This is a genomic window from Streptosporangium sp. NBC_01469, assembly GCF_036227305.1.
Taxonomy (GTDB): Bacteria; Actinomycetota; Actinomycetes; order Streptosporangiales; family Streptosporangiaceae; genus Streptosporangium.
This window is the reverse complement of the sequence record NZ_CP109465.1, coordinates 5253272-5272115: the sequence shown is the minus strand read 5'-3', so window position 1 is coordinate 5272115 and position 18844 is coordinate 5253272. Positions and strand designations below refer to the sequence as shown.

Sequence of the window (18844 nt, the reverse complement as noted above, 5' to 3'; positions counted from 1 at the left end):
AGGACGATGCTGACCACCCCTGTACGACAGCTTCCCCCCGGCCCGGACGAGCCGGTCGCCGAGCAGCTCGCCGCGTTCGAAGGAGACCCGTTCGGGTGCGTCGAACGGATGGCCCGGCGTTACGGCGACATGTTCACCCTGCGCCTGGGCGCGCTGGGCAACGAGGACCTCACCGCGGTCGAGCACGGCGGCGACTGGGTGTTCCTGACCCGGCCGGACCAGCTGAGGGTGATGTACGGCTCGGACGACCGGACCAGTGGCGCCCTGGCCAACAAGGTGTTCTTCGGCACCGAGGAGGAGTCCGTCGGCTACATCGACGGCACCATGCACCGCAGGCGCCGCGCCCAGCTGCACCCCGCCTTCAGCGGCAGCCGCGACTACGCCGCGATCACCGCGGACGCGGTCGACGCGCATGTGGCGCGGTGGCCGCGCGGGGTGCCGTTCGACCTGTTCACCGCGTTGCAGGCGCTGACGAGCGACATCATCGTCGAGGTGGTCTGCGGGGGGATGAGCGCCGAGGACAAGGCCGGCCTCGCGGCGCTGCTGCTGCCCATGGAGAACGCCGCGTGCGGGCGCGAGGAGGTCCTGCGGGCCGACCGGGCCGTGCGCGCCTTCGTCGACGAGCGCCTGCCCGGCCACCTGGAGCGCTGCGCGGAGGCGGGCGTGGACGACGTCTTCGCCGCTCTGCTCCGCCACGCCGCCGAGGGCGACGGGTCCCTGACCGACGAGGTGGTGCGGGACGAGGTGTTCAGCCTGCTGTACACCGGTTTCTCCACCACGGCCAACACGCTGTCCTGGACGTTCCTGCACGTGCTCGACGACGACCGGGTACGCGCGGAGCTCGGCCGCGAACTCGGTGACCGCTTCCGTTCCCGCCCGGTGCGCGCCCAGGACTTCCGCGGGCTCGACTACCTCGACGCCACGCTCATGGAGGCGTTGCGGCTGCACCCGGTCTCGGCGCTCAACGGGGTGCGCATGGTCGTCTCGCCGATGCGGCTCGGCGACTACGAGCTGCCGCCGGGGACGTTCCTGGTCCACTGCGCGTACCTGCTGCAGCGCGACCCGGACCTCTACCCCGACCCGTCGCTGTTCCGGCCGGAGCGGTTCGTGGACGCCTCGGTGGACCCCTACGGGTGGGGCGCGTTCGGCGGGGGCGCCCGCACCTGCGTGGGGCGCGGGTATGCCCGCGCGGAGATGCGCATGATCCTGGCGATGGTGCTGTCCTCGGTCCGCATGCGCGCGGCCGGGCCGATCCCTCCCGCGCGGCAACAGGGGATCTTCATGGCGCCCGAACGGACCCGATGCGCTGTCGAGGAGTAGGCCCTGATGACCTTTTCACACACGCGTGCCACCTTCGGCCTGGACACCGTGCCCGGTTGTGCCGAGGCCGGGGCCCTGGCGGGCGACTACGCCGTCATCCCGGTGTACCGGGAGTTCCTGGCCGACGCGCTCACCCCGATCACCGTGTTCGACCGGCTCTGCGGCCCTGACGACACCGGATTCCTGCTGGAGAGCGTGCCCGTCAGCGGTGACGTCGGCAGATACTCCTACATCGGGCACCGCCCCCGGCTGCTGGACCCGCCGGTGGGCGATCCGCTGGCCGAGGCGCGCGGGATCGCCGCGACGCGGGCCGCCCCGGTGCCCGGGGTGCCGCCGTTCCACGGCGGGGTCGTCGGCTACCTCGGCTACGAGACCGCGAGCCGTTTCGAGCGCCTGCCGGTTCCGGCCGGGCCGGCGCCGGGCGTGCCGGAGTCGGCGTTCATGGCCGCGGAGGACATGGTGGTGTTCGACCACGCCACCCGCAAGCTGCTGGTGCTGACGCTGTACCGGCCCGACCGCGAGTCCTACGGGGACGCCGTGGAGAGGCTGGACCGGATGGGCCTGTGCCTGCGGTCCGCGCCCTCGGCGCCCGACCTCGTCGGCCGGGCCGCGCGGTCGCGGCCCCGCGCCGCGCCGGACAGCGAGGGCTGGCACTCCAACGTCACCAGGGAGGAGTTCGAGCGGCGGGTCACCCGGGCGCGGGAGTACATCGCCGCGGGCGACGCGTTCCAGATCGTGCTCTCGCAGCGGTTCTCCCGGCCGCTGCGCGTCACCCCGCTGGACCTGTACCGGCACCTGCGCGCGGTGAACCCGTCGCCGTACATGTACCACCTGAGCCTCGGCGGGGGACGTCACGTCGTGGGCGCCTCCCCGGAGCTGCTGGTGCGCACCGACGGCCGCACCGCCCGTACCAGGCCGCTGGCCGGATCCCGGCCCCGCGGAGCGAACCCGCACGACGACCTGGCGCTGGAGCGGGACCTGCGCGGTGACGCGAAGGAGCGCGCCGAGCACGTCATGCTGGTGGACCTGGGCAGGCACGACATCGGCCGGGTGTGCGCCCCCGGCACCGTGCGCGTGGAGCGCCTGATGGAGGTGGAGCGCTTCTCGCACGTGATGCACCTGTCCTCGACGGTGGCGGGAGAGCTGCTGCCGGAGGCGACCTGCCTGGACGCGCTGCGCTGGGCCTTCCCCGCCGGGACGCTGAGCGGGGCGCCGAAGATCCGCGCCATGGAGATCATCGCCGAGCTGGAGACGGAGCGCCGCGGCGTGTACGGCGGCGCGATCGGCTTCGTCGGCGTCGGCGACACCGCCGACCTCGCCATCGGCCTGCGGACCATGGTGATCGCCGACGACACGGTGTACGTCCAGGCGGGCGCGGGGATCGTGGCCGAGTCGGACCCGACCGCGGAGTATCTGGAGACGTTGCACAAGGCCAACGCGCTGTTCAGCGCGGTACGCGAGGCGGAGGCCACGACATGACCGCACCCCCCGGCGAGATGGAGGCCACGACATGAGCGCGTCCCCCAAGGTGGCCGTGATCGACAACTACGACTCCTTCACCTACAACCTGGTCCACTACCTGGCCGAACTCGGCGCCGCGGTGTCGGTGTTCCGCAACGACGAGACGACGATCGGCGGGCTGGCCCGCCACGACATGCTGGTGATCTCCCCCGGCCCCCGCACCCCCGCCGAGGCCGGCCTGTCGGCACCGGCCGCGCGGGCGCTCACCGGCCGGATGCCGGTGCTGGGCGTCTGCCTGGGCCACCAGGGCATCGCCGCGGCGTACGGCGCCGAGGTGGTGCGGACGGCCCCGATGCACGGCAGGGCCTCGACGATCAGGCACGACGGCACGGGCGTCCTGTCCGGGCTGCCCAATCCGTTCACCGCCACCCGGTACCACTCGCTGGCGGTGGACCACGCGACCCTGCCCGACGAGCTCGTGCCCACCGCGTGGACCGACGACGGCGTGCTGATGGGGCTGCGTCACCGGTCGCACCCGACCTTCGGCGTCCAGTTCCACCCGGAGTCCGTGCTCACCCCCATGGGAAAGCGGCTCATGGCGAACTTCCTGAGGAGCGGGTGACCGGCCCGCCGGGAGCACCGCGCCCCCGTGTCCCCTTTGACTTCCGTGGCCTTCGTGACCTTCGTGGCTTCCGTGGTCCCCGTGGCCGCCCGCGAGGTTCCGGTGGCCGAGAACGGCGATCGCGACGCGTCACCCGAGAGCGGACGCGATCGCGCAGATCTGGTGAAGGAGTTGTCAGCGGCATGCAGATGATTGATGTTCCGACCCTTGGTGCCCCTCCCCCGCCGTCGGCCCGTACCGGTGCGCACCTGCCGCCGTCCGGCTGGCGTCCGGACTCCTGGCGCGGGCTGCCCATCTCCCAGCAGCCCGACTGGGCCGACCCCGGCGGGCTGGGCCGCGTCCTCGGCGAGATCTCCCAGCTTCCGCCGCTGGTGCTGCCCGGCGAGATCGAGGACCTGCGGGCGGGGCTCGCCCGCGTCGCGGACGGCCGCGCCTTCTTCCTGCAGGCGGGTGACTGCGCGGAGCGATTCGGCTCCTGCATCGAGAACGGGGTGCGCGGCAAGCTCCGGCTGATCCTGCAGCTGGCGATCCTGCTGTCCTACGGCTCCGGCCTGCCGGTGGTCAAGGTCGGCCGGATCGCCGGGCAGTTCGGCAAGCCGCGCAGCAGCCCGACCGAGATCATCGACGGCGTCGAGCTGCCCGTCTACCGGGGCGACATCGTCAACGACACGGCACCCACCCGGGCCGCCCGCACCCCGGACGTCGAACGGCTGCGCAGCGCCTACCACCACGCGTCGGCGACGCTGAACGTGCTGCGCGCCCTCCTGCGGGAGGGCTTCGCCGACCTGGAGCGGGTGCACGCCGGAAACCAGGAGTTCGTACGGCGCAACCCGGCGGCCCGGCAGCACGAGGGCGTCGCCGCCGACATCGCGTGGGCGCTGCGCTTCATGGCCGCGTGCGGCGCGGAGAGGACGGACCGGAGCGCGCCGCAGGACCACCTCTACACCTCGCACGAGGCGCTGCTGCCCGGCTGGGAGGAGGCGCTGACCCGTCCCGACGCCGAGACGGGGGCCTGGTACGGCACCAGCGCCCACATGCTGTGGGTGGGCCACAGGACCCGCGGGCTCGACGGCGCGCACATCGAGTACCTGTCCGGGATCGCGAACCCGATCGGGGTGAAGATAGGACCGGACGTCACGCCCACCGAGCTGCGGCTGCTGTGTGAGCGGCTGGACCCCGGCCACGCGCCCGGCAGGCTGGTGCTGATCAGCAGGCTGGGCGCCGACCGGGTACTCGACCTGCTTCCGCCGCTGGTTCACGAGATCCGCGCCACCGGGCGGCCGGTGGTGTGGGCCTGTGACCCCATGCACGGCAACACCTTCCGCTCGCGGAGCGGTTACAAGACGAGGCGGCTGTCGGACATCACCCGCGAGATCGCGGGGTTCTTCGCCGTGCACCGGGCCGCGGGCACCTTCCCCGGCGGCATCCACCTCGAACTGAGCGGCGACGACGTCACCGAGTGCCTCGGCGGGGCGGAGGAGGTGCTCGACATCCACCTCGGGCACCGGTACGAGACCGCGTGCGACCCACGGCTGAACGCCGGCCAGTCCATCGAGCTGGCCTTCGCCGTGGCGCGGCTGCTGCGGCGGCACTGCGCGACCTGACCCCGTCCGACCTTGGCATGACCGTGATCCGTCCCGGAACCGGGACGGATCACGGTCATGTCGGGGGGATCACGGTCATGTCGGGGAGATCATGTTCAGGCCGCGCGTCCCCGGGGCGGCACGGCCTCCGAGCCGGGCGGCGGACCCGGCGGGGTGCCGTCCCCGAACGGCCTGCCGCCGAGACCCTCGCGGCCGTGCGGGGTGAGCCAGCCGGACAGGTCCGGGCCGCCGGGCACGATGTGATGGGGATTGTTCTCGTCCAGAACGATGTGGTAGTGGCGCTTGATGTGGTCGAAGTCGACCGTGTCGCCGAAGCCGGGGGTCTGGAACAGGTCACGGGCGTACGCCCACAGCGCCGGCATCTCCGTCAGCTTCGATCGATTGCACCGGAAGTGCCCGTGGTAGACCACGTCGAAGCGCACCAGCGAGGTGAACAGCCTGATGTCGGCCTCGGTGATCGTGTCGCCGACCAGGTAGCGGCGGGTCCGCAGCCGCTCCTCCAGCGCGTCCAGGCGGGCGAACAGCGCGTCGTAGGCCCGTGAGTACGCCTCCTGGGTGGTGGCCATGCCCGCCTCGTACACCCCGGCGTTGACGTCGTGGAAGACGTGCTCGTTCAGCTCGTCGATCTCCGCGCGCAGCGGCTCGGGGTACAGGTCCGGGGCGCCGGGGCGGGCGAGGGCCGTCCACTGGGTCGCCAGGTCCAGGGTCATCCTGTCGAAGTCGTTGGTGACCAGGCGCCGGGTGTCCACGTCGACCAGCGCGGGAACGCTGAACCCGCCGTCGTAGTCCGCGTCGGCGGCCAGATACGCCTCGCTGAGGTGGCGGTAGCCGAGGACGGGATCCCTGCCGTCCGGGCCTAGGGCGAAACTCCAGCCGCGGTCGTCCTGGATGGGGTCGACGACGGCCAGCGAGATCGCGTCCTCCAGGCCGAGCAGCCTGCGGCTCACCACGGCCCTGCTTGCGAACGGGCACGCGCGGCTCGCGACCAGCCGGTAGCGATGCGGTTCCGCGGGCCAGGCAGAGCCCGGATCCGCGGTGATCCGGGCGTCGAAGCGGCTGGGAGACATCACGGATTCGGACTCTGCGCTCAATTCGGGCTCCATGGAATCGTGGTCGGTCTCTCCGACGGAGAGCTTCCCCGTACGCGCCGGGGCATGACGACTTCGGGAAATCACGACTTCGACGAATCCACGGGGACCGGGACCGGGACCGCCGGGGTGCGGCGCGACCGTACTCCGGCGGAGAGCGCCACGGCGGTCGCGACGTTGACCGCGGCCATCGCCAGGCAGAGCAGCGGAAGCCCGCCCAGGGAGAGCAGCGGCCCGGCGAGGCCGAGGCTGCCCGCCGCCGCGGCGGCGCCCATGGCGAGCTCGCCGAGCCCTTCCGCGCGGTGGCGCAGCGGCTCGGGCGTCACCTCCACCAGCCACATGCTGCCGCTGACCAGGTGCAGGTTCCAGGACACCCCGACCAGCGCCAGCAGCGCCAGGTCGGAGCCGATCCCGCCGCCGAGCACGCCGAAGACCAGCGAGCCGGTCATGCACAGCGCCGCGACCAGCGCCACGGGCCGGGGGCCGAACCGCCTGCACAGCGCCGCGGAGACCGGCGCGAAGGCGAACATCGCGCCGATGTGCAGGGCGGCGAACATCCCGACCGCCTGCAGGTCCCACCCGCTGTGCTGCAGGTGGTTCGGCACGGAACCCATGATCGCCACCATCGACAGGTTGCCGGTGCCCAGGACCAGCAGCGGCAGCAGCCGTCCCGGCCCGCGTCCGGTGGCCGGGGTGCCCGTCGCGGACGCCTCGGGCCCGCCGCCACCGCGTAGCCTGAGCAGGATGAGCGAGGCCAGCGGGAACACCACCACCGCGAGCAGGTGCAGACCCGTCTGCGGGGGCAGGCCGGCCGCCTCCGCCACCGCGCCGGTCGGTCCGAGAAGCACGGGGCCGAGGACCGCGCCGACGGTGACGGCCGCGACCGCCAGCCCCATCGCCTGCGGGGCACTGCGCTCGTCGACGAGGTCGGTGGCCAGATACCGGCCGAGCATCACGCCGGTGGTGCCCGCGCCCAGGAGTACGGTGCCGACCAGCAGGCTCACCAGCCCCCAGTTCACGGAGAACACGACGATGGCCGCACCCACGGTCGCGCAGAGGTTGCAGGCGGCCGGGCCCCACACGCGCCCGAGCCGCCGCATGATCGCGCCCGCGGCGGGACCGGCCAGCGCCGACCCGGTGACCAGCGCGCCCATCGCCGTCGGGCCGTAGGCCGCGGATCCGGTGACCAGCTCGGCGAGCAGGGGGCCCGCGGTGGCGCCCGCGGCCAGCCCGAGCGATCCGACGATCTGGCTCAGACAGAGCAGCAGGACCGTCCCGGGCAGGTGGGCCCGCGTCGAGGCGTTCGAGGTGCTCATCGCGCCGCCCACCACCTGACACGGTCGTTCACCATTCGGTCCGTCGCCGTCATGTGCTCGCGGTGGGGTTCGCTCAGGTGCGCGACGCGGCGTACGACGGACCTCGGCGTCTGCGCCAGGCCGGCCTCCAGCAGGGTGCGCGCGAACCGGTCGAACGCGTCGGCCATGTCGTGCTCCCGGGGGCCCAGGCAGAGACCGGCGAGATGGTCGAGCTGCCGTACGGCCGCCGTGGGCAGCCGGAACCGGCAGGTCACCACGTCGATGTCCGGCGAGACCGACCGTTCGGCTCCGGACGCCTCGAAGGCGTTGAACAGCGGGCTGACCCCGGTGAGGCCCGCCTGGCCCGTCAGGTCCGGGCAGTGCTGCGGCGGTCTGCCCGTCACGTCGTCGGCGATGCGCATCGCCGTCACCCCTTCCTCTCTCATCACTCCGACTGCCAGGTCCAGGGAGGTCGCCGGCAGGGCCAGGTCGCGGACGGCGTGCACGGCCGCCGCGCCGGTACGGGCGCCGGTCGCCGCCACCAGCAGCAGCTGCGCGGCCTCCCGCGCGGACTGCAGGTGGAATCGCCGGGCCGGCGCCGGTAGCCACAGCACCGTCCCCTCACGGCACGAGCGGCGGAACCGGCGCAGCAGCGGTGAGTCGTCGGCGACGTGGGCGAGCCGCGCGATGACGGCGTTCACCCGCCCCCGCGCCGCGGCGTCGGCGACGATCAGCTCGATGGCCCGCTTGCCGGCCGACCGGACGTCGTGGGCGTATAGGAGCAGGGACTCCTCGGTGGAGGCGACGACCAGGACGCCGACCCGCGCCGCGGCGCAGGCGTCCACGACGTGGCGCGTGCCCAGCACGTCGGTGCACACCGAGTCGTGGGTGTGGTGGGCGCCGTGTTCCGCCGTTCCCGTGACGGGGCGCGAGGCCAGGTGGAAGACGACGTCGGGGCGGATGGCGGCGATCAGCCGGGACACCCGCTCCCGGTCGCGGATGTCGAGGACGCGGTGCTCGGCGCCGTCCACGGCGGCGTCCGGCGAGAGGCCGGCCGTCAGCAGCCTGCCCGGCCCCATGCCCGCCAGCTCGGCGACCAGCGTGCCGCCGATCCGCCCCTCGGACCCGATGACCAGCACGGTGCGACCGCCGACGAGGTCGCGTACCCGCCGGTGCGGCACGTCGACGTCGCGCCCGGCCACCGCGAGGACGTGCCGGTACCGCGCGTCACCCGCCGGGTACGTCGCGGTCAGCTCGGTGGCCAGCTCCCGCAGCCTGCGCAGGGCGGCGTGGTCCGGCTCGCGGCGCCACGCGGGGGCGATGGCGCGGATCTCGTCGAGGATTCCCTCGACACGCCGTGCGGCACTCATCTCGATGACTCCTGTACGGCAGGACCGGCTCGGGGCTCTGGTGTACGACAGGACCGGCTCAGATGTACGGCAGGCTCGGGGCTCGGGTGCTCCCGACGGTTCGGGGGCGTCCGACGGTTCGACTGCTCCCGACGCTAGTCCGGTGCGTTCTCGCTCCGCTCTCCGCGACGGAGAGCCAGGGCGGAGGGCCCGCGGGGGGGCGCGGGCGCACGGCCCGGACACGGGGGGCGCGTGGACAGGGAACTCGTACGGAGAGCACGGGCGGCGAGTCCGGACGGGCCCCGGGGGACGGCCCGTCCGGATCCTCACCTCACCCCGTGGCGGAGGTCCGCTTGATCCCGCTGATCACCCCGTGCGGGGTCCAGGTCTCCCCCGGAAGCCTGCGCACCTCGTCGAACCCCGTCTCGCGCATCCACCGCTCATAGTGGCTCCAGCTGTAGATCATGCTGCGCGGCGCGGTGAGCGTGGCGAAGTAGGCGTTGTCCAGCGCCGAGTAGAGCGGTCCTTCGCCGGTGTCACTGGACATCACGTTGAACACCATCACCCTGCCGCCCTCGGGCAGTGCCGCGTGCGCCTTGCGCAGCAGGCCGAGATTCTGCTCCGGGGACCAGATGACCAGCTGGTTGGCGAACAGCACCGCGTCGTGGCCCTGGGGGTACGGGTCGTTGAAGATGTCGCCCACCCGCACGTCGATGCGGTCGCTCAGCCCGTTGTCGGCGATCTTGCGCCGGGCGATGTCCACCGCGCCCGGCAGGTCGAGCACGGTGAACCCGACCCCGGGGTTGGCGCGGGCCAGCTCGATCGCGTTCACCCCGTCGCCGCCGCCGACGTCGAGCACCCGGCGCACCCCGGTGAGGTCCGCCTTGGCGACCAGGACCGGGTTGGACAGCAGCGACCAGGAGCGCATGCAGCGGTAGAACAACCGCTCCAGCTCCGGCGTCTCGGGCAGCCGGTGGTACAGATCGTCGCCCGTCCCCACGAACCGGGCCAGCCCGGCGTTGGTGTTCTCCCGCAGTGACTCGACGAGGTCGGCCAGCGGAAGGTATACGAGCCTGGCCTGGAAGGCGACGATGTCGGCCAGGACCTCCCAGGAGCCGTCCTCGAACATCTCCTGGATCACCGCGCAGTTGCGGTAGCGCCCGCCGGTCACCTCGGTGAGCCCGAGAGCGGTGACGCCGAGCAGCAGGATCTCCGTCGGCCGCGGGCCCAGCCCGAGCAGGTCGCCGACGTCCTCGGCGGCGAGCTCGTCCTTGTCGCGCAACAGGGCGAACAGGCCCAGCTCGCAGCCCGCGTTGAGCATCTGGAACGCCGCCGCCCCGAACAGCGGGCCGACGAGATCCTCACGTGACCGCACCTTCCGGGGGCCGTGAGGGTTCTCAGCGTTCTCAGCGTTCTCAGCGTTCTCAGCGTTCTCAGCGTTCTCAGCGTTCTCAGCGTTCTCAGCGTTCTCAGCGTTCTTGGGGTTCTTGGGGTTCTCAGGGGACACCGCGTTCTCCTCCCGTGTTCTCGCGCGTGGGGCCGTCACGACACGTCGAACAGCGTGCCGGGGACGGGATGGCATCTCTGCTCGGTGCCCAGGTCGTCCAGCCGTGCCATCTGGGACTCGTCGAGGGTGAAGTCGAACACCTGGATGTTGGCGCGGATGCGCTCGGGCTTGGCCGACTTCGGGATGACGACGATGTCGTGCTGCAGGTGCCACCGCAGCACGACCTGCGCGGGGGTCCGGTCGCACTCCCGGGCGATCTCCACCGCCGTGGGGTGCTGGAGCAGTCCTTGGTCACGGCCGATGGGGCTCCAGGCCTGCGTCACGATGCCGCGTTCGGCGTGCGCCGCGCGCAGCTCGTGCTGCGGGTACAGGGGGTGCAGCTCGATCTGGTTGATCGAGGGCACCACGGAGCACTCCTCGGCCAGCCGGTCGAGCTCGGCGACGCCGAAGTTCGACACGCCGATCGACCGGACGCGGCCGTCGGCCCGCAGCCTCTCGAACGCCCGCCAGCTGTCCACGTACCGGTTCAGCGCGGGGCGCGGGAAGTGGATCAGGTACAGGTCGAGGTGGTCGAGGCCGAGCCTGGCCATGCTCTCGTCGAAGGCCCGCATGGTCTCGTCGTAGCCGTGGGCGTCGTTCCACAGCTTGGTGGTGACGAAGAACTCCTCGCGCGAAACCTCGCTGTTGGCGATCGCCTTTCCGACTCCGGCCTCGTTCTGGTAGGCGGCGGCGGTGTCGATGAGGCGGTAGCCCTCTTCGATCGCCGTCGTCAGCGGCTCCACCACCTGGTCGGCGGGGATGAGGAACACCCCGTACCCGAGCCGCGGGATGGACACGCCATCGTTGAGGGGCACATGCGGGATCGTGGTCACGGCAGGTTCGTCCTTCCTGTTCTGGGGCCGTTGTCAGGAGTAGCGGCCGGGCTCGGGCACCTCGTCGAGCAGCTGGTACAGGCCGACCTCGCGGCGCTGGTAGGCCACCGGGTGATGCAGCGTGTGGGTGCGGGCGTTGCGCCAGAACCGGTCGAAGCCGAACCGGTTCGCGGTGGAGCGGGCCCCGGTGACCTCGAAGATCCGTGAGGTGACCTCGAGCGCCACCTCGTCGGCCCGCGCCTTCACCGCCGCGGTCCGCACCTTGTACTCGCCGCGGATCCGGGGGGTGACCGAGTCTGGGTCGCGGTGCAGCGCCATGCCCTCCTCGGCGACCTGGTCGGCCAGCGCCTCGGCGGCCCAGAGCTTGGCGGTCAGGTCGCCGATGGTGTCCTGGACGCGGGGCTCGTCGACGGTGCGCTCGTACCCGCCCCAGCCCCGGCCCGTCTGGGTGTACTCGATCGCGGCGCGCAACGCGCCGCCGGCCACGCCCAGCCAGATGTTGCAGAACAGGAGCTGGCCGGTCGGCACGTTCGTGGTCGCGTAGGTGCGGGGGGTGAACACCTTGTCCCGGTAGCCCAGCGCGTCCTCCCAGGGCACCCTGACGTCGCGGATGGTGATCCCGCCGCTCTCGGTCAGGCGCTGGCCCATGTTGTCCCAGTTGTTGTGGTGGACGATGCCCGGCTGGTCGGTGGGCACGACGGCCAGCACGTGGTCCTTGCCGTTCAGCACCCCTTCCAGCACCGTGTGGTCGGAGACCTTCACCCCGGTGCAGAAGTGCTTGCTGCCGTTGAAGACCAGGTGGTCGCCCTCGTCCGTGGCGACCACGTCGGCGTCGCGCGGGTTGAGGGCGCACCCGAAGAACCAGTTGCCTCGGGTGGCCTCGATCTCCAGCCGCCGGATCTGCTCCGCGGTGCCCAGCCACCGGGGCAGCCAGCACCACGTGTAGTGGTCGCCCAGCAGCTGGCCGATCGACCCGTCCGCCGAGGCGACGGCCCGCACGACCCGGTAGGCCGTCGGCCATTCCTGGCCGGCGCCGCCGTGCTCCACGGGACCGAAGATCGGTACCAGTCCCGACTCCTTGAGAATCCGGATCTCCTCGTGCGGCGTCCGGTTGGCGCGGTCACGTTCGGCCGCGCCGACGCTCAGCACGTCGGCCACCTCCCGGGCGCGGTCGATCCAGTCCGTCGGCGTGTTCGGCCTGGCCGACCAGTCCGGCCGGGGTATGGACCCTGCGGGGGCGGGCGTGGTGATGGTCACGTTCTCTCCTTGAGGTGTCGAGGGGGGACGGGGACGCCGGGGCGCCGGGACGGTCGGACCGCCGGGGCGACGGCGTCGTCCAGCGGGTGTCTCCGGCGGCCGGCTCACGGGTGTGGCCCACGATCGGCTCGCGGGTGTCTCCGGCGGCCGGGCCGCGGATCTCCGCGGTGGCCGGACGCGGTGGCCAGACCAGGGCGTCTCCGGGGCCGGGCCGCAGGTCTCCGCGGTGGCCGGACGCGATGACCGGACCGGGGTGTCTCCGGTGGTCAGACCGCGGGCCGCGTGGTGCCGTGCGGGTTGTCGATGACCGAGCGCCAGAGGCCGTCGGCACCGCGCCGGATGACGTCGGTGCTGGTGCCCTCCATCCGCATGTGGCCGCCGCCGGGACCGGCGCCCTCCACGACCCAGTCGGCGATGATCAGCGCGATGTCGTCCGCGACGTAGACGTGGCGGTCGCGGATGTCCATGGGCAGCCCGAGCGCGAGGAAGTCGGCGATGGCCTTGCTCGCCTCGCCGCCGGTGACGGGATCACCGGGTCCGCGGACGAACACCGCGCCGTCCGCCAGACCGGCCTCGACGGCGGCCACGTCACCGGAGTTGAAGGCGCGGCGGAAGTTCTCGGTGTGCTGGTACGGGTCGGAGACCGGGGCGAAGGTGCTCCTCGTCGAGCTGGTCATCTGTGCTCCTTCATGACATTCGGTGGCTCGCTGTTTCCGCGGTCAACGCGGGCCGGTGGCGGTGCCCCGCGGAGGCGGGTCCCGCGATGTCCGCGGGGACGGGCTCGTGCGGTTCCGGCCACACCGAGTAGCGGCGCAGCCCGTACAGCAGTGGGCGGCGCGACTCCCGGCGCAGCACGCGCTGGACCGCGCCCATCACGACGGTGTGGTCGCCGACCCGGTCGGCGCGCGACACCAGGCAGTCGGCTATGGAGTGGGCGTCCCGCACCAGGTGCGGGCCGCACGCCCCGCCGTCGACCGTCCACTCGGCGCGCTCGAAGCGGCGCGGATCGCCGGAGGCGAACAGCTCGGCCGTCGGCCGGGCGTTGTGGTCGAGAAGATTGAGGGTGAACCGCCGGGCGGCGAGCACCGCCGCCAGGGTCGGGCTGGCGTTGCGCACGCACACCAACAGGGTGGGCGGGGCGAGGGTGACACTGCAGACCGACGAGCAGGTTATGCCTTTGGGACTGCCGTCAGCGGAGACGACCGTCACGACCGCCACCCCGGTGGGGAAGCCCGCCATCAGGGCGCGGAAGTCATCCTGGCCGGTCTGGTTCGTACTCGGTGCTTCGCGCATGTGATACCGCCTCTGCTGGCCGGGAGCGCCGGTCCGGACCGTACGCGACGACGTCCGGGAACCGCCTGCAATCACGTGAGCTCACGCTATGAGCGTCGGCTCTCGATGCTCTCTTTCCCTTCTCTCACCGGCCCCGGCCTGGGCGGGGCCGTGGGACGACGAGGCCGCCGGAGCGGTGCTCCGGCGGCCTCGGGTGGCGCCTGTGGTGTCGGGCGGACGTCACGCGGTCGCGGCTCGCAGCGGCTTGAGCGCCCCGGCGATCCGGGCGAAGCGGGCACCGTGGTATTCGGCGGCGGCGTACACGTGCTTGGCCAGGTCCTCGTCGCCGTCGCGGATGCTGATGCCGTACGGGTTGCCGCCCGCGGCGTGGATGAGGTCGTAGTCGGCGTATCCGGTGGGGACGATGATCGAGCCCCAGTGGTGCATCACGTTGTAGAGGGCGACCAGGGTGGTCTCCTGCCCCCCGTGGACCTCGTAGCTGCTGGTGAATCCGGTCGCCGCCTTGCCGGTCAGCTCGCCCTCCTGCCAGATCTTGCCGGTCATGTCGAGGAACTGCTTGAGCTGGGAGCTGACGTTGCCGAAGCGGGTGGGCGTGCCAAAGGCGAAACCGTCGGCCCAGACGAGATCGTCGACGGTGGCCTCCTCGATGTGCGCGGTGGCGTCACAGTGGTCCCGCCAGGCCGGGTTGGAGTCGATCGCCGAACGGGGCGCCAGCTCGGGAACGCGGCGCAGCCGGACCTCCGCCCCCGCCGAGGCGACGCCACGGGCCAGGGCCTCGGCGAGCGCGTGCACGTTTCCCGTCGCCGAGTAGTAGATCACTGCGATTCGGATATTCATTGGTCCACCTCTCAACTGTTCATTGCCGGATCCCGCATGGCCGTACGCCGGCTCCGGTTCCGTGTGACGGCTCTCGCTCCGCATGACGGCCGTCAGCTCGCGGACGGCACGGCCGCGACACCGTCCTGGTCGTCCGTGTCCGCGCCGACCTTGGCGATGCCGAGTTCCCGGCGGCCCAGCCTGGAACGGGCCGGTGACGGCACGCGGGACAGCCGGCCGCGATGGCGGGCGGCGAATCGCAGCCCCTCGGTCTCGAGTTCGAGCCAGGCACCCGGGTCGGATGTCACCATCTCGATCATCTGCTCGCACACCGCCGTCGGGCACTCGATCAGGCCGGATCCCCCCGCCTCGCCTTTGAGCAGTCGCTCGGCGCCCTGGGCGAGCCCCAGCCAGCAGTCCGCGGCACGATCGAGCATGCCGGCCCGCTGCGCGACGGGCAGCTCGCTGAGGGAGCGTTCCCTGGCGTACACCCCCATCAGCTGGTGCATCCGGCAGCGCAACACCCCCATGTGGTCGGTGCCCGCCACGTCCAGCAGTCCCCGGTCGACGAGGTGCTCCAGGATCGGCTCCACCTCGGAGATCGGGGTGTCGACGGCGGCGGCGGCCACCCAGGCGCCGAAGTCGGGCACCTGCAGCATGCCCGCCGCGTACCAGACCCGCCGCGCGTCCGGGTCGAGGGCCTCGATGCTGGGGGCCAGGTAGGAGCGCATGTCGAACGCGCCGTGGGAGAGCTCGTCCAGCCGGCGGTCCGGATCGCTCAGCCGCTGCGCGAGGCCACCGATCTTGAGATGGGTACGGGAGGCCAGCCGGGCCGCGGCGGCACGCACCGAGAGCGCCAGCCTGCCGGTCGCGCCGACCACCTGGTCCACCGCCTCGGGCTCCGCCGCTACGCGGTGGACGCCCACGACCTTGCGCAGCAGCTCGACCGACTGGTCGACGGTGAGCATGCCCACCTCGACGGGGAAGTTGCCCGGGACGTCGGACAGGTTCGACCGGCTGGTCATCAGCACCGCCGCCTCGGGCGTGGCCGGGATCAGCGGCCAGACGTGACCGGCCCCGAGCACGTCGTCGAGCATGATGAGCACGCGCCTGTGGTCGAGCAGGCTGCGGTAGATCGCGGCCCGCTCGGCGAGCTGCTTCGGGATGGCGGTGTCGGCGACGCCGAAGGAACGCAGGAAGCAGGACAGCACGTCGCCGACGTCGACCGGGTCGGGCCGGGAACCGCGCAGGTCGGCGTAGAGCTGTCCGTCGGGGAACTCGTCGCGCAGCTGGTGGGCCACGTGCAGGGCCGTGGCCGACTTGCCGGAGCTCCACTTGCCGTAGACGCCGCAGATGCGGGCGCCGTGGCTGTCGGCCGTCAGCGCGGCGCGGATACGGCGCTCGTGTTCCGGCCGGCCGACGTAGTCGGGCAGGTCCGCGACGAGCTGGGCGGGCACGTTGACGGGCGCGTCCTCGGAGACGTGAACCGGTTCGCCCGCCAGGACGCGCTGGTGCATCTCTCGCAGGGTCGGGCCGGGTTCGAGGCCGAGCTCGTCGACGAGGAGCGCCCGACCCGCGGCGTAGGTCTCCAGCGCCTCCGCCCGCCGGTCGGCGCAGTACAGCGCGTACATCAGCTGCGCGCGCAGGCCCTCCCGCAGGGGATACCGCTCCACCAGGGCCATCAGCTCGTCGATCAGCTCCCGGCCGCGACCGCACTGGAGCTCCAGGTCGATGCACTCCTCGATGACCGACAGCCGCCGCTCCTCCCACTTGGCGGCGACGGCCTGCACGGCGGGGCTGTCGACCTCGGCGAGCACCGGGCCGCGGAACAGCGACAGCGCGCAGCGGAAACGGGACGCCGCCAGCGTCCGATCGCCCTGCGCGGCCAGCGAACGGGCGTCGGCGACCTGCTCGTTGAACCGGTGCGCGTCGACGGTCTGCGGGGCGACGCGCAGGGCGTAACCCGGTGACGTCGTCTCGATGAGATCGGCGACGGCCCCGGCGAGCGCGAAAGAACGACGCAACTGCCATATGCACGTCTGCACCTGCTCGGCGGCGGTCCGCGGCGGCCTGCCCGCCCAGAGGGCCTCCACGATCTCCCCGACCGTCACGATGCGGCCGGCACTGTCCAGGAGCATCGTGAGCACGATGCGCTGCCGGTTCTTGCCGACGACGACCGGTGTGTCACCGATCAGCACTTCAAGTGGACCCAGTATACGAAACAGCATATGCGCCTCGACATTCCCGCTAACGGCTGTGTAATCGGATCATCTCGCCTCGCCCCATCATCAATCCCCATTCCTGACCGGATATTCACGGCGCCCGGCCGGCCACGGGCGGGGACCGTCACGGTCGTTCGTCACCTCGCGTTTTCCTTTCCCGATGGCTCGCCGTTTCGGCGACGGAGCGGTGACGCGGAACGAATGTGACGCACCCATACCGCCAATTCCGGACGATCACTATTCAGCATGACCGCGCACATGATCTTGACTTAACAATACCCTCCCTCTCTTCACATATAGCAAATTACCCCGTATATGGCAAGTCGGCCATGAATGGCGCAGCCAAGGTCAATAAGCAGCCGGGAAGCATAAATCTCCCGACGTAATACTGATTTTTACCGCGACATAATGTGTCACACTGCGTCGCCCCGGGGAAACCCGGGTAAGCACCGGAAAGCCCGGGGAAAGAGGCCAGCGGCCGGGGGACGACAAAGCAGAGGTGGCGGTTTACCAGGGCAGATCCGCCACTTTCCGCCTGGCGGCCGGCCGGTCACGACATCGGGCGCCGGCGGCCCGGCGTGACGAGGCGAGGCGACCCCGGATTTCGGTCACCGTCGCCCGCTCCCGCGCGGACCGCCCACAGGACCCGGTCGCAGAATCGCGGGCCAAAGGCGTCGAACCGCGCCACAAAACGTTTCAAAAGTTGGGAGGTGAACATCGCCACCTCAGGGAAACCACCGTTTCCCGATTATCGGGCGGCCATACAATACGGAAATTCCAGGACCTGCCAAGGATGGCCGAATCAAAAAATGCTCGACCCGGAGAATGGCATCGGCGAACAACCGCGTACGCGGCCAGGGCCCGGACGCGGCCGGTGACGGCGGCGAGAACACGCCGTCGGTGACCCGAATTCTCGGAGGCCTTTCCCGCCCAATCGACCACCATCCCATCGCGACATTCCGGTCATTCTTCATATACAGTCGCCCGGGTCTCCGATCGGAGACCCGGGCGACGTCCTCTCAGGTCGCGCGGGGCCGGAACCGGGGCCCGTCACCTCGTGCCGGACGGCCCCGGAGCCACGGCGCGGTCATCCGGGTCAGGGCCGTGTGACGGCCGCGTTCGGTCCCTGAGCGCTCAGGGAGTCGGGGTGGGAGTGGGGGTCGGCGTCGGGGTCTCCGGCACGGTGGGGGTCGGTTCGGGGGTGGGGACGCCCGGGGTCTCCGAGGGAGGCGCCGGGGTCTCGGTAGGCGGCAGGGGGGGCTCCGAGGGAGGTAGCGGGGGCTCCGAGGGAGGCGGCACCGTGGGGGTCTCGACGGGCGGCGTGGGACAGATGACGGGCGTGCGCCACCTGCTGCCCGGCCGCCACTGGTTGACCGACCACCAGCCGCCGTTGCGCCAGAACTTCTTGCTGGGCCGCGTCAGGTCGAAGACGTAGGCGGCCGTCGCCGTATCGCCCGAGGTCGTGGCGGTCACCGAGACCCAGTCGCCCTGCCTGAGCGCGTTGCCCCGCCGCCCGGAGAGGGCCTTGGTGGTCTCGGCGATCGCATACACCTTCTCGAAGCCGTCCTGGCTCTTGACGGTGATCGAGTCCTCCGCCAGGACGGTGGCCTCGCCGGTCTGGGCGAACACCGTGAAGCCGCAGCCGTCCTTCGCCGGTAGGACGAACTCGCCGTGCAGCGTGCCGGGGAACGCCAGCGGCGGTACCCGGGGCGGCGGCGTCGTGGCGGTGGGTGACGGCGTCGGCGTCTCGGTCAGGGTCGGGCTGGGAGTCGGGGTCAGCGTGGGTGTCTCGCTCACCGTCACCGACACGCTGGGCGTCGGCGTCGGCGATTCCGTCGGGGCGGGCGGCGGCGATGCCGCTGACGCCGAGGACACCCCGACACCGCCCGACGCCGCCAGCACGACGGCGGTGGCGACGACCATCGGGCGCGGGACGCGCCGTGGTGGTCCGCCCGATCCGCTCGACGACACCGCGTTGGGCCTGTCGGGATTTTGTAGCGTCACCTTGTTCCTCCATCTGGTTTGATCCGGAACCAGCGGGGGCGTCGATGGGGTGCTCACGCCCGCCGCCGAGACCGAGGACCACCGCCCGGTCGTGGTCCTCCATCGAGGGCGCGGGGAAGACTGCCCGCTTCCGG

At 71.8% G+C, this 18844-nt stretch carries 16 protein-coding genes; 5 read left to right on the top strand and 11 right to left on the bottom strand.

Annotated features, from left to right (window positions below; genetic code table 11):
* Nucleotides 1-6: 6 nt before the first annotated feature.
* From OG587_RS23085 to OG587_RS23070, 4 genes are all read left to right on the top strand, one after another.
* The gene (locus tag OG587_RS23085) at nucleotides 7-1320 is read left to right on the top strand and encodes a cytochrome P450 (protein ID WP_329093520.1); all 1314 of its coding nucleotides are present in this window, start codon (nucleotides 7-9) and stop codon (nucleotides 1318-1320) included.
* Between the two features lie 6 nt (nucleotides 1321-1326).
* Nucleotides 1327-2799: an anthranilate synthase component I family protein gene (locus OG587_RS23080; protein ID WP_329093519.1), complete on the top strand. Its 1473-nt coding sequence runs from the start codon at nucleotides 1327-1329 to the stop codon at nucleotides 2797-2799.
* 31 nt (nucleotides 2800-2830) lie between these two features.
* Nucleotides 2831-3403: an anthranilate synthase component II gene (locus tag OG587_RS23075; protein WP_329093518.1), complete on the top strand. Its 573-nt coding sequence runs from the start codon at nucleotides 2831-2833 to the stop codon at nucleotides 3401-3403.
* A 182-nt stretch (nucleotides 3404-3585) separates the two neighbouring features.
* Entirely contained in the window at nucleotides 3586-5007 is a 1422-nt protein-coding gene (locus tag OG587_RS23070; protein WP_329093517.1) for a class II 3-deoxy-7-phosphoheptulonate synthase, read from the top strand.
* 95 nt (nucleotides 5008-5102) lie between these two features.
* On the opposite strand, the gene OG587_RS23065 is transcribed toward OG587_RS23070, so the two are convergent.
* The 11 genes from OG587_RS23065 to OG587_RS23015 form a co-directional block, all read right to left on the bottom strand.
* Nucleotides 5103-6110: a glutathione S-transferase family protein gene (locus OG587_RS23065; RefSeq protein ID WP_443075603.1), complete on the bottom strand. Its 1008-nt coding sequence runs from the start codon at nucleotides 6108-6110 to the stop codon at nucleotides 5103-5105.
* A gap of 68 nt (nucleotides 6111-6178) precedes the next feature.
* Nucleotides 6179-7411 (bottom strand): MFS transporter, encoded by a 1233-nt coding sequence (locus tag OG587_RS23060; RefSeq protein WP_329093515.1) that lies wholly within the window; start codon nucleotides 7409-7411, stop codon nucleotides 6179-6181.
* On the bottom strand, nucleotides 7408-8760 hold the full coding sequence (locus tag OG587_RS23055; protein ID WP_329093514.1) for a polysaccharide biosynthesis protein: 1353 nt from the start codon (nucleotides 8758-8760) through the stop codon (nucleotides 7408-7410). The genes OG587_RS23060 and OG587_RS23055 overlap by 4 nt, the downstream gene beginning before the upstream one ends.
* A 310-nt stretch (nucleotides 8761-9070) precedes the next feature.
* Entirely contained in the window at nucleotides 9071-10114 is a 1044-nt protein-coding gene (locus OG587_RS23050; protein WP_329093512.1) for a methyltransferase, read from the bottom strand.
* Between the two features lie 167 nt (nucleotides 10115-10281).
* Nucleotides 10282-11100 (bottom strand): aldo/keto reductase, encoded by an 819-nt coding sequence (locus tag OG587_RS23045; RefSeq protein WP_329093511.1) that lies wholly within the window; start codon nucleotides 11098-11100, stop codon nucleotides 10282-10284.
* 51 nt (nucleotides 11101-11151) lie between these two features.
* Nucleotides 11152-12375 carry an acyl-CoA dehydrogenase family protein gene (locus OG587_RS23040; protein WP_329093509.1) on the bottom strand — a complete coding sequence of 408 codons (1224 nt, stop codon included), beginning with the start codon at nucleotides 12373-12375 and terminating at the stop codon, nucleotides 11152-11154.
* Between the two features lie 266 nt (nucleotides 12376-12641).
* A complete protein-coding gene (locus tag OG587_RS23035) occupies nucleotides 12642-13052 on the bottom strand; it encodes a YybH family protein (protein ID WP_329093508.1) in 411 nt (136 codons plus the stop codon).
* Between the two features lie 10 nt (nucleotides 13053-13062).
* On the bottom strand, nucleotides 13063-13668 hold the full coding sequence (locus tag OG587_RS23030) for a flavin reductase family protein (protein WP_329093507.1): 606 nt from the start codon (nucleotides 13666-13668) through the stop codon (nucleotides 13063-13065).
* Between the two features lie 219 nt (nucleotides 13669-13887).
* Nucleotides 13888-14505: an NAD(P)H:quinone oxidoreductase gene (gene wrbA / locus OG587_RS23025; protein WP_329093505.1), complete on the bottom strand. Its 618-nt coding sequence runs from the start codon at nucleotides 14503-14505 to the stop codon at nucleotides 13888-13890.
* A 92-nt stretch (nucleotides 14506-14597) separates the two neighbouring features.
* The gene (locus OG587_RS23020) at nucleotides 14598-16682 is read right to left on the bottom strand and encodes an AfsR/SARP family transcriptional regulator (RefSeq protein WP_329093503.1); all 2085 of its coding nucleotides are present in this window, start codon (nucleotides 16680-16682) and stop codon (nucleotides 14598-14600) included.
* A gap of 1158 nt (nucleotides 16683-17840) precedes the next feature.
* Entirely contained in the window at nucleotides 17841-18503 is a 663-nt protein-coding gene (locus tag OG587_RS23015) for a hypothetical protein (RefSeq protein WP_329093502.1), read from the bottom strand.
* Between OG587_RS23015 and OG587_RS23010 the strand changes: the two genes are divergently transcribed.
* Entirely contained in the window at nucleotides 18487-18732 is a 246-nt protein-coding gene (locus OG587_RS23010; RefSeq protein WP_329093500.1) for a hypothetical protein, read from the top strand. The two genes, OG587_RS23015 and OG587_RS23010, sit on opposite strands and share 17 nt — an antisense overlap.
* The last annotated feature ends 112 nt before the right edge of the window (nucleotides 18733-18844 follow it).

Coding starts and splice junctions, on each gene's coding strand:
- OG587_RS23035 (WP_329093508.1), bottom strand. CDS start 13,052: ATGACCAGCTCGACGAGGAGCACCTTCGCCCCGGTCTCCGACCCGTAC.
- OG587_RS23085 (WP_329093520.1), top strand. CDS start 7: ATGCTGACCACCCCTGTACGACAGCTTCCCCCCGGCCCGGACGAGCCG.
- OG587_RS23030 (WP_329093507.1), bottom strand. CDS start 13,668: ATGCGCGAAGCACCGAGTACGAACCAGACCGGCCAGGATGACTTCCGC.
- wrbA (WP_329093505.1), bottom strand. CDS start 14,505: ATGAATATCCGAATCGCAGTGATCTACTACTCGGCGACGGGAAACGTG.
- OG587_RS23065 (WP_443075603.1), bottom strand. CDS start 6,110: ATGGAGCCCGAATTGAGCGCAGAGTCCGAATCCGTGATGTCTCCCAGC.
- OG587_RS23080 (WP_329093519.1), top strand. CDS start 1,327: ATGACCTTTTCACACACGCGTGCCACCTTCGGCCTGGACACCGTGCCC.
- OG587_RS23075 (WP_329093518.1), top strand. CDS start 2,831: ATGAGCGCGTCCCCCAAGGTGGCCGTGATCGACAACTACGACTCCTTC.
- OG587_RS23070 (WP_329093517.1), top strand. CDS start 3,586: ATGCAGATGATTGATGTTCCGACCCTTGGTGCCCCTCCCCCGCCGTCG.
- OG587_RS23060 (WP_329093515.1), bottom strand. CDS start 7,411: ATGAGCACCTCGAACGCCTCGACGCGGGCCCACCTGCCCGGGACGGTC.
- OG587_RS23055 (WP_329093514.1), bottom strand. CDS start 8,760: ATGAGTGCCGCACGGCGTGTCGAGGGAATCCTCGACGAGATCCGCGCC.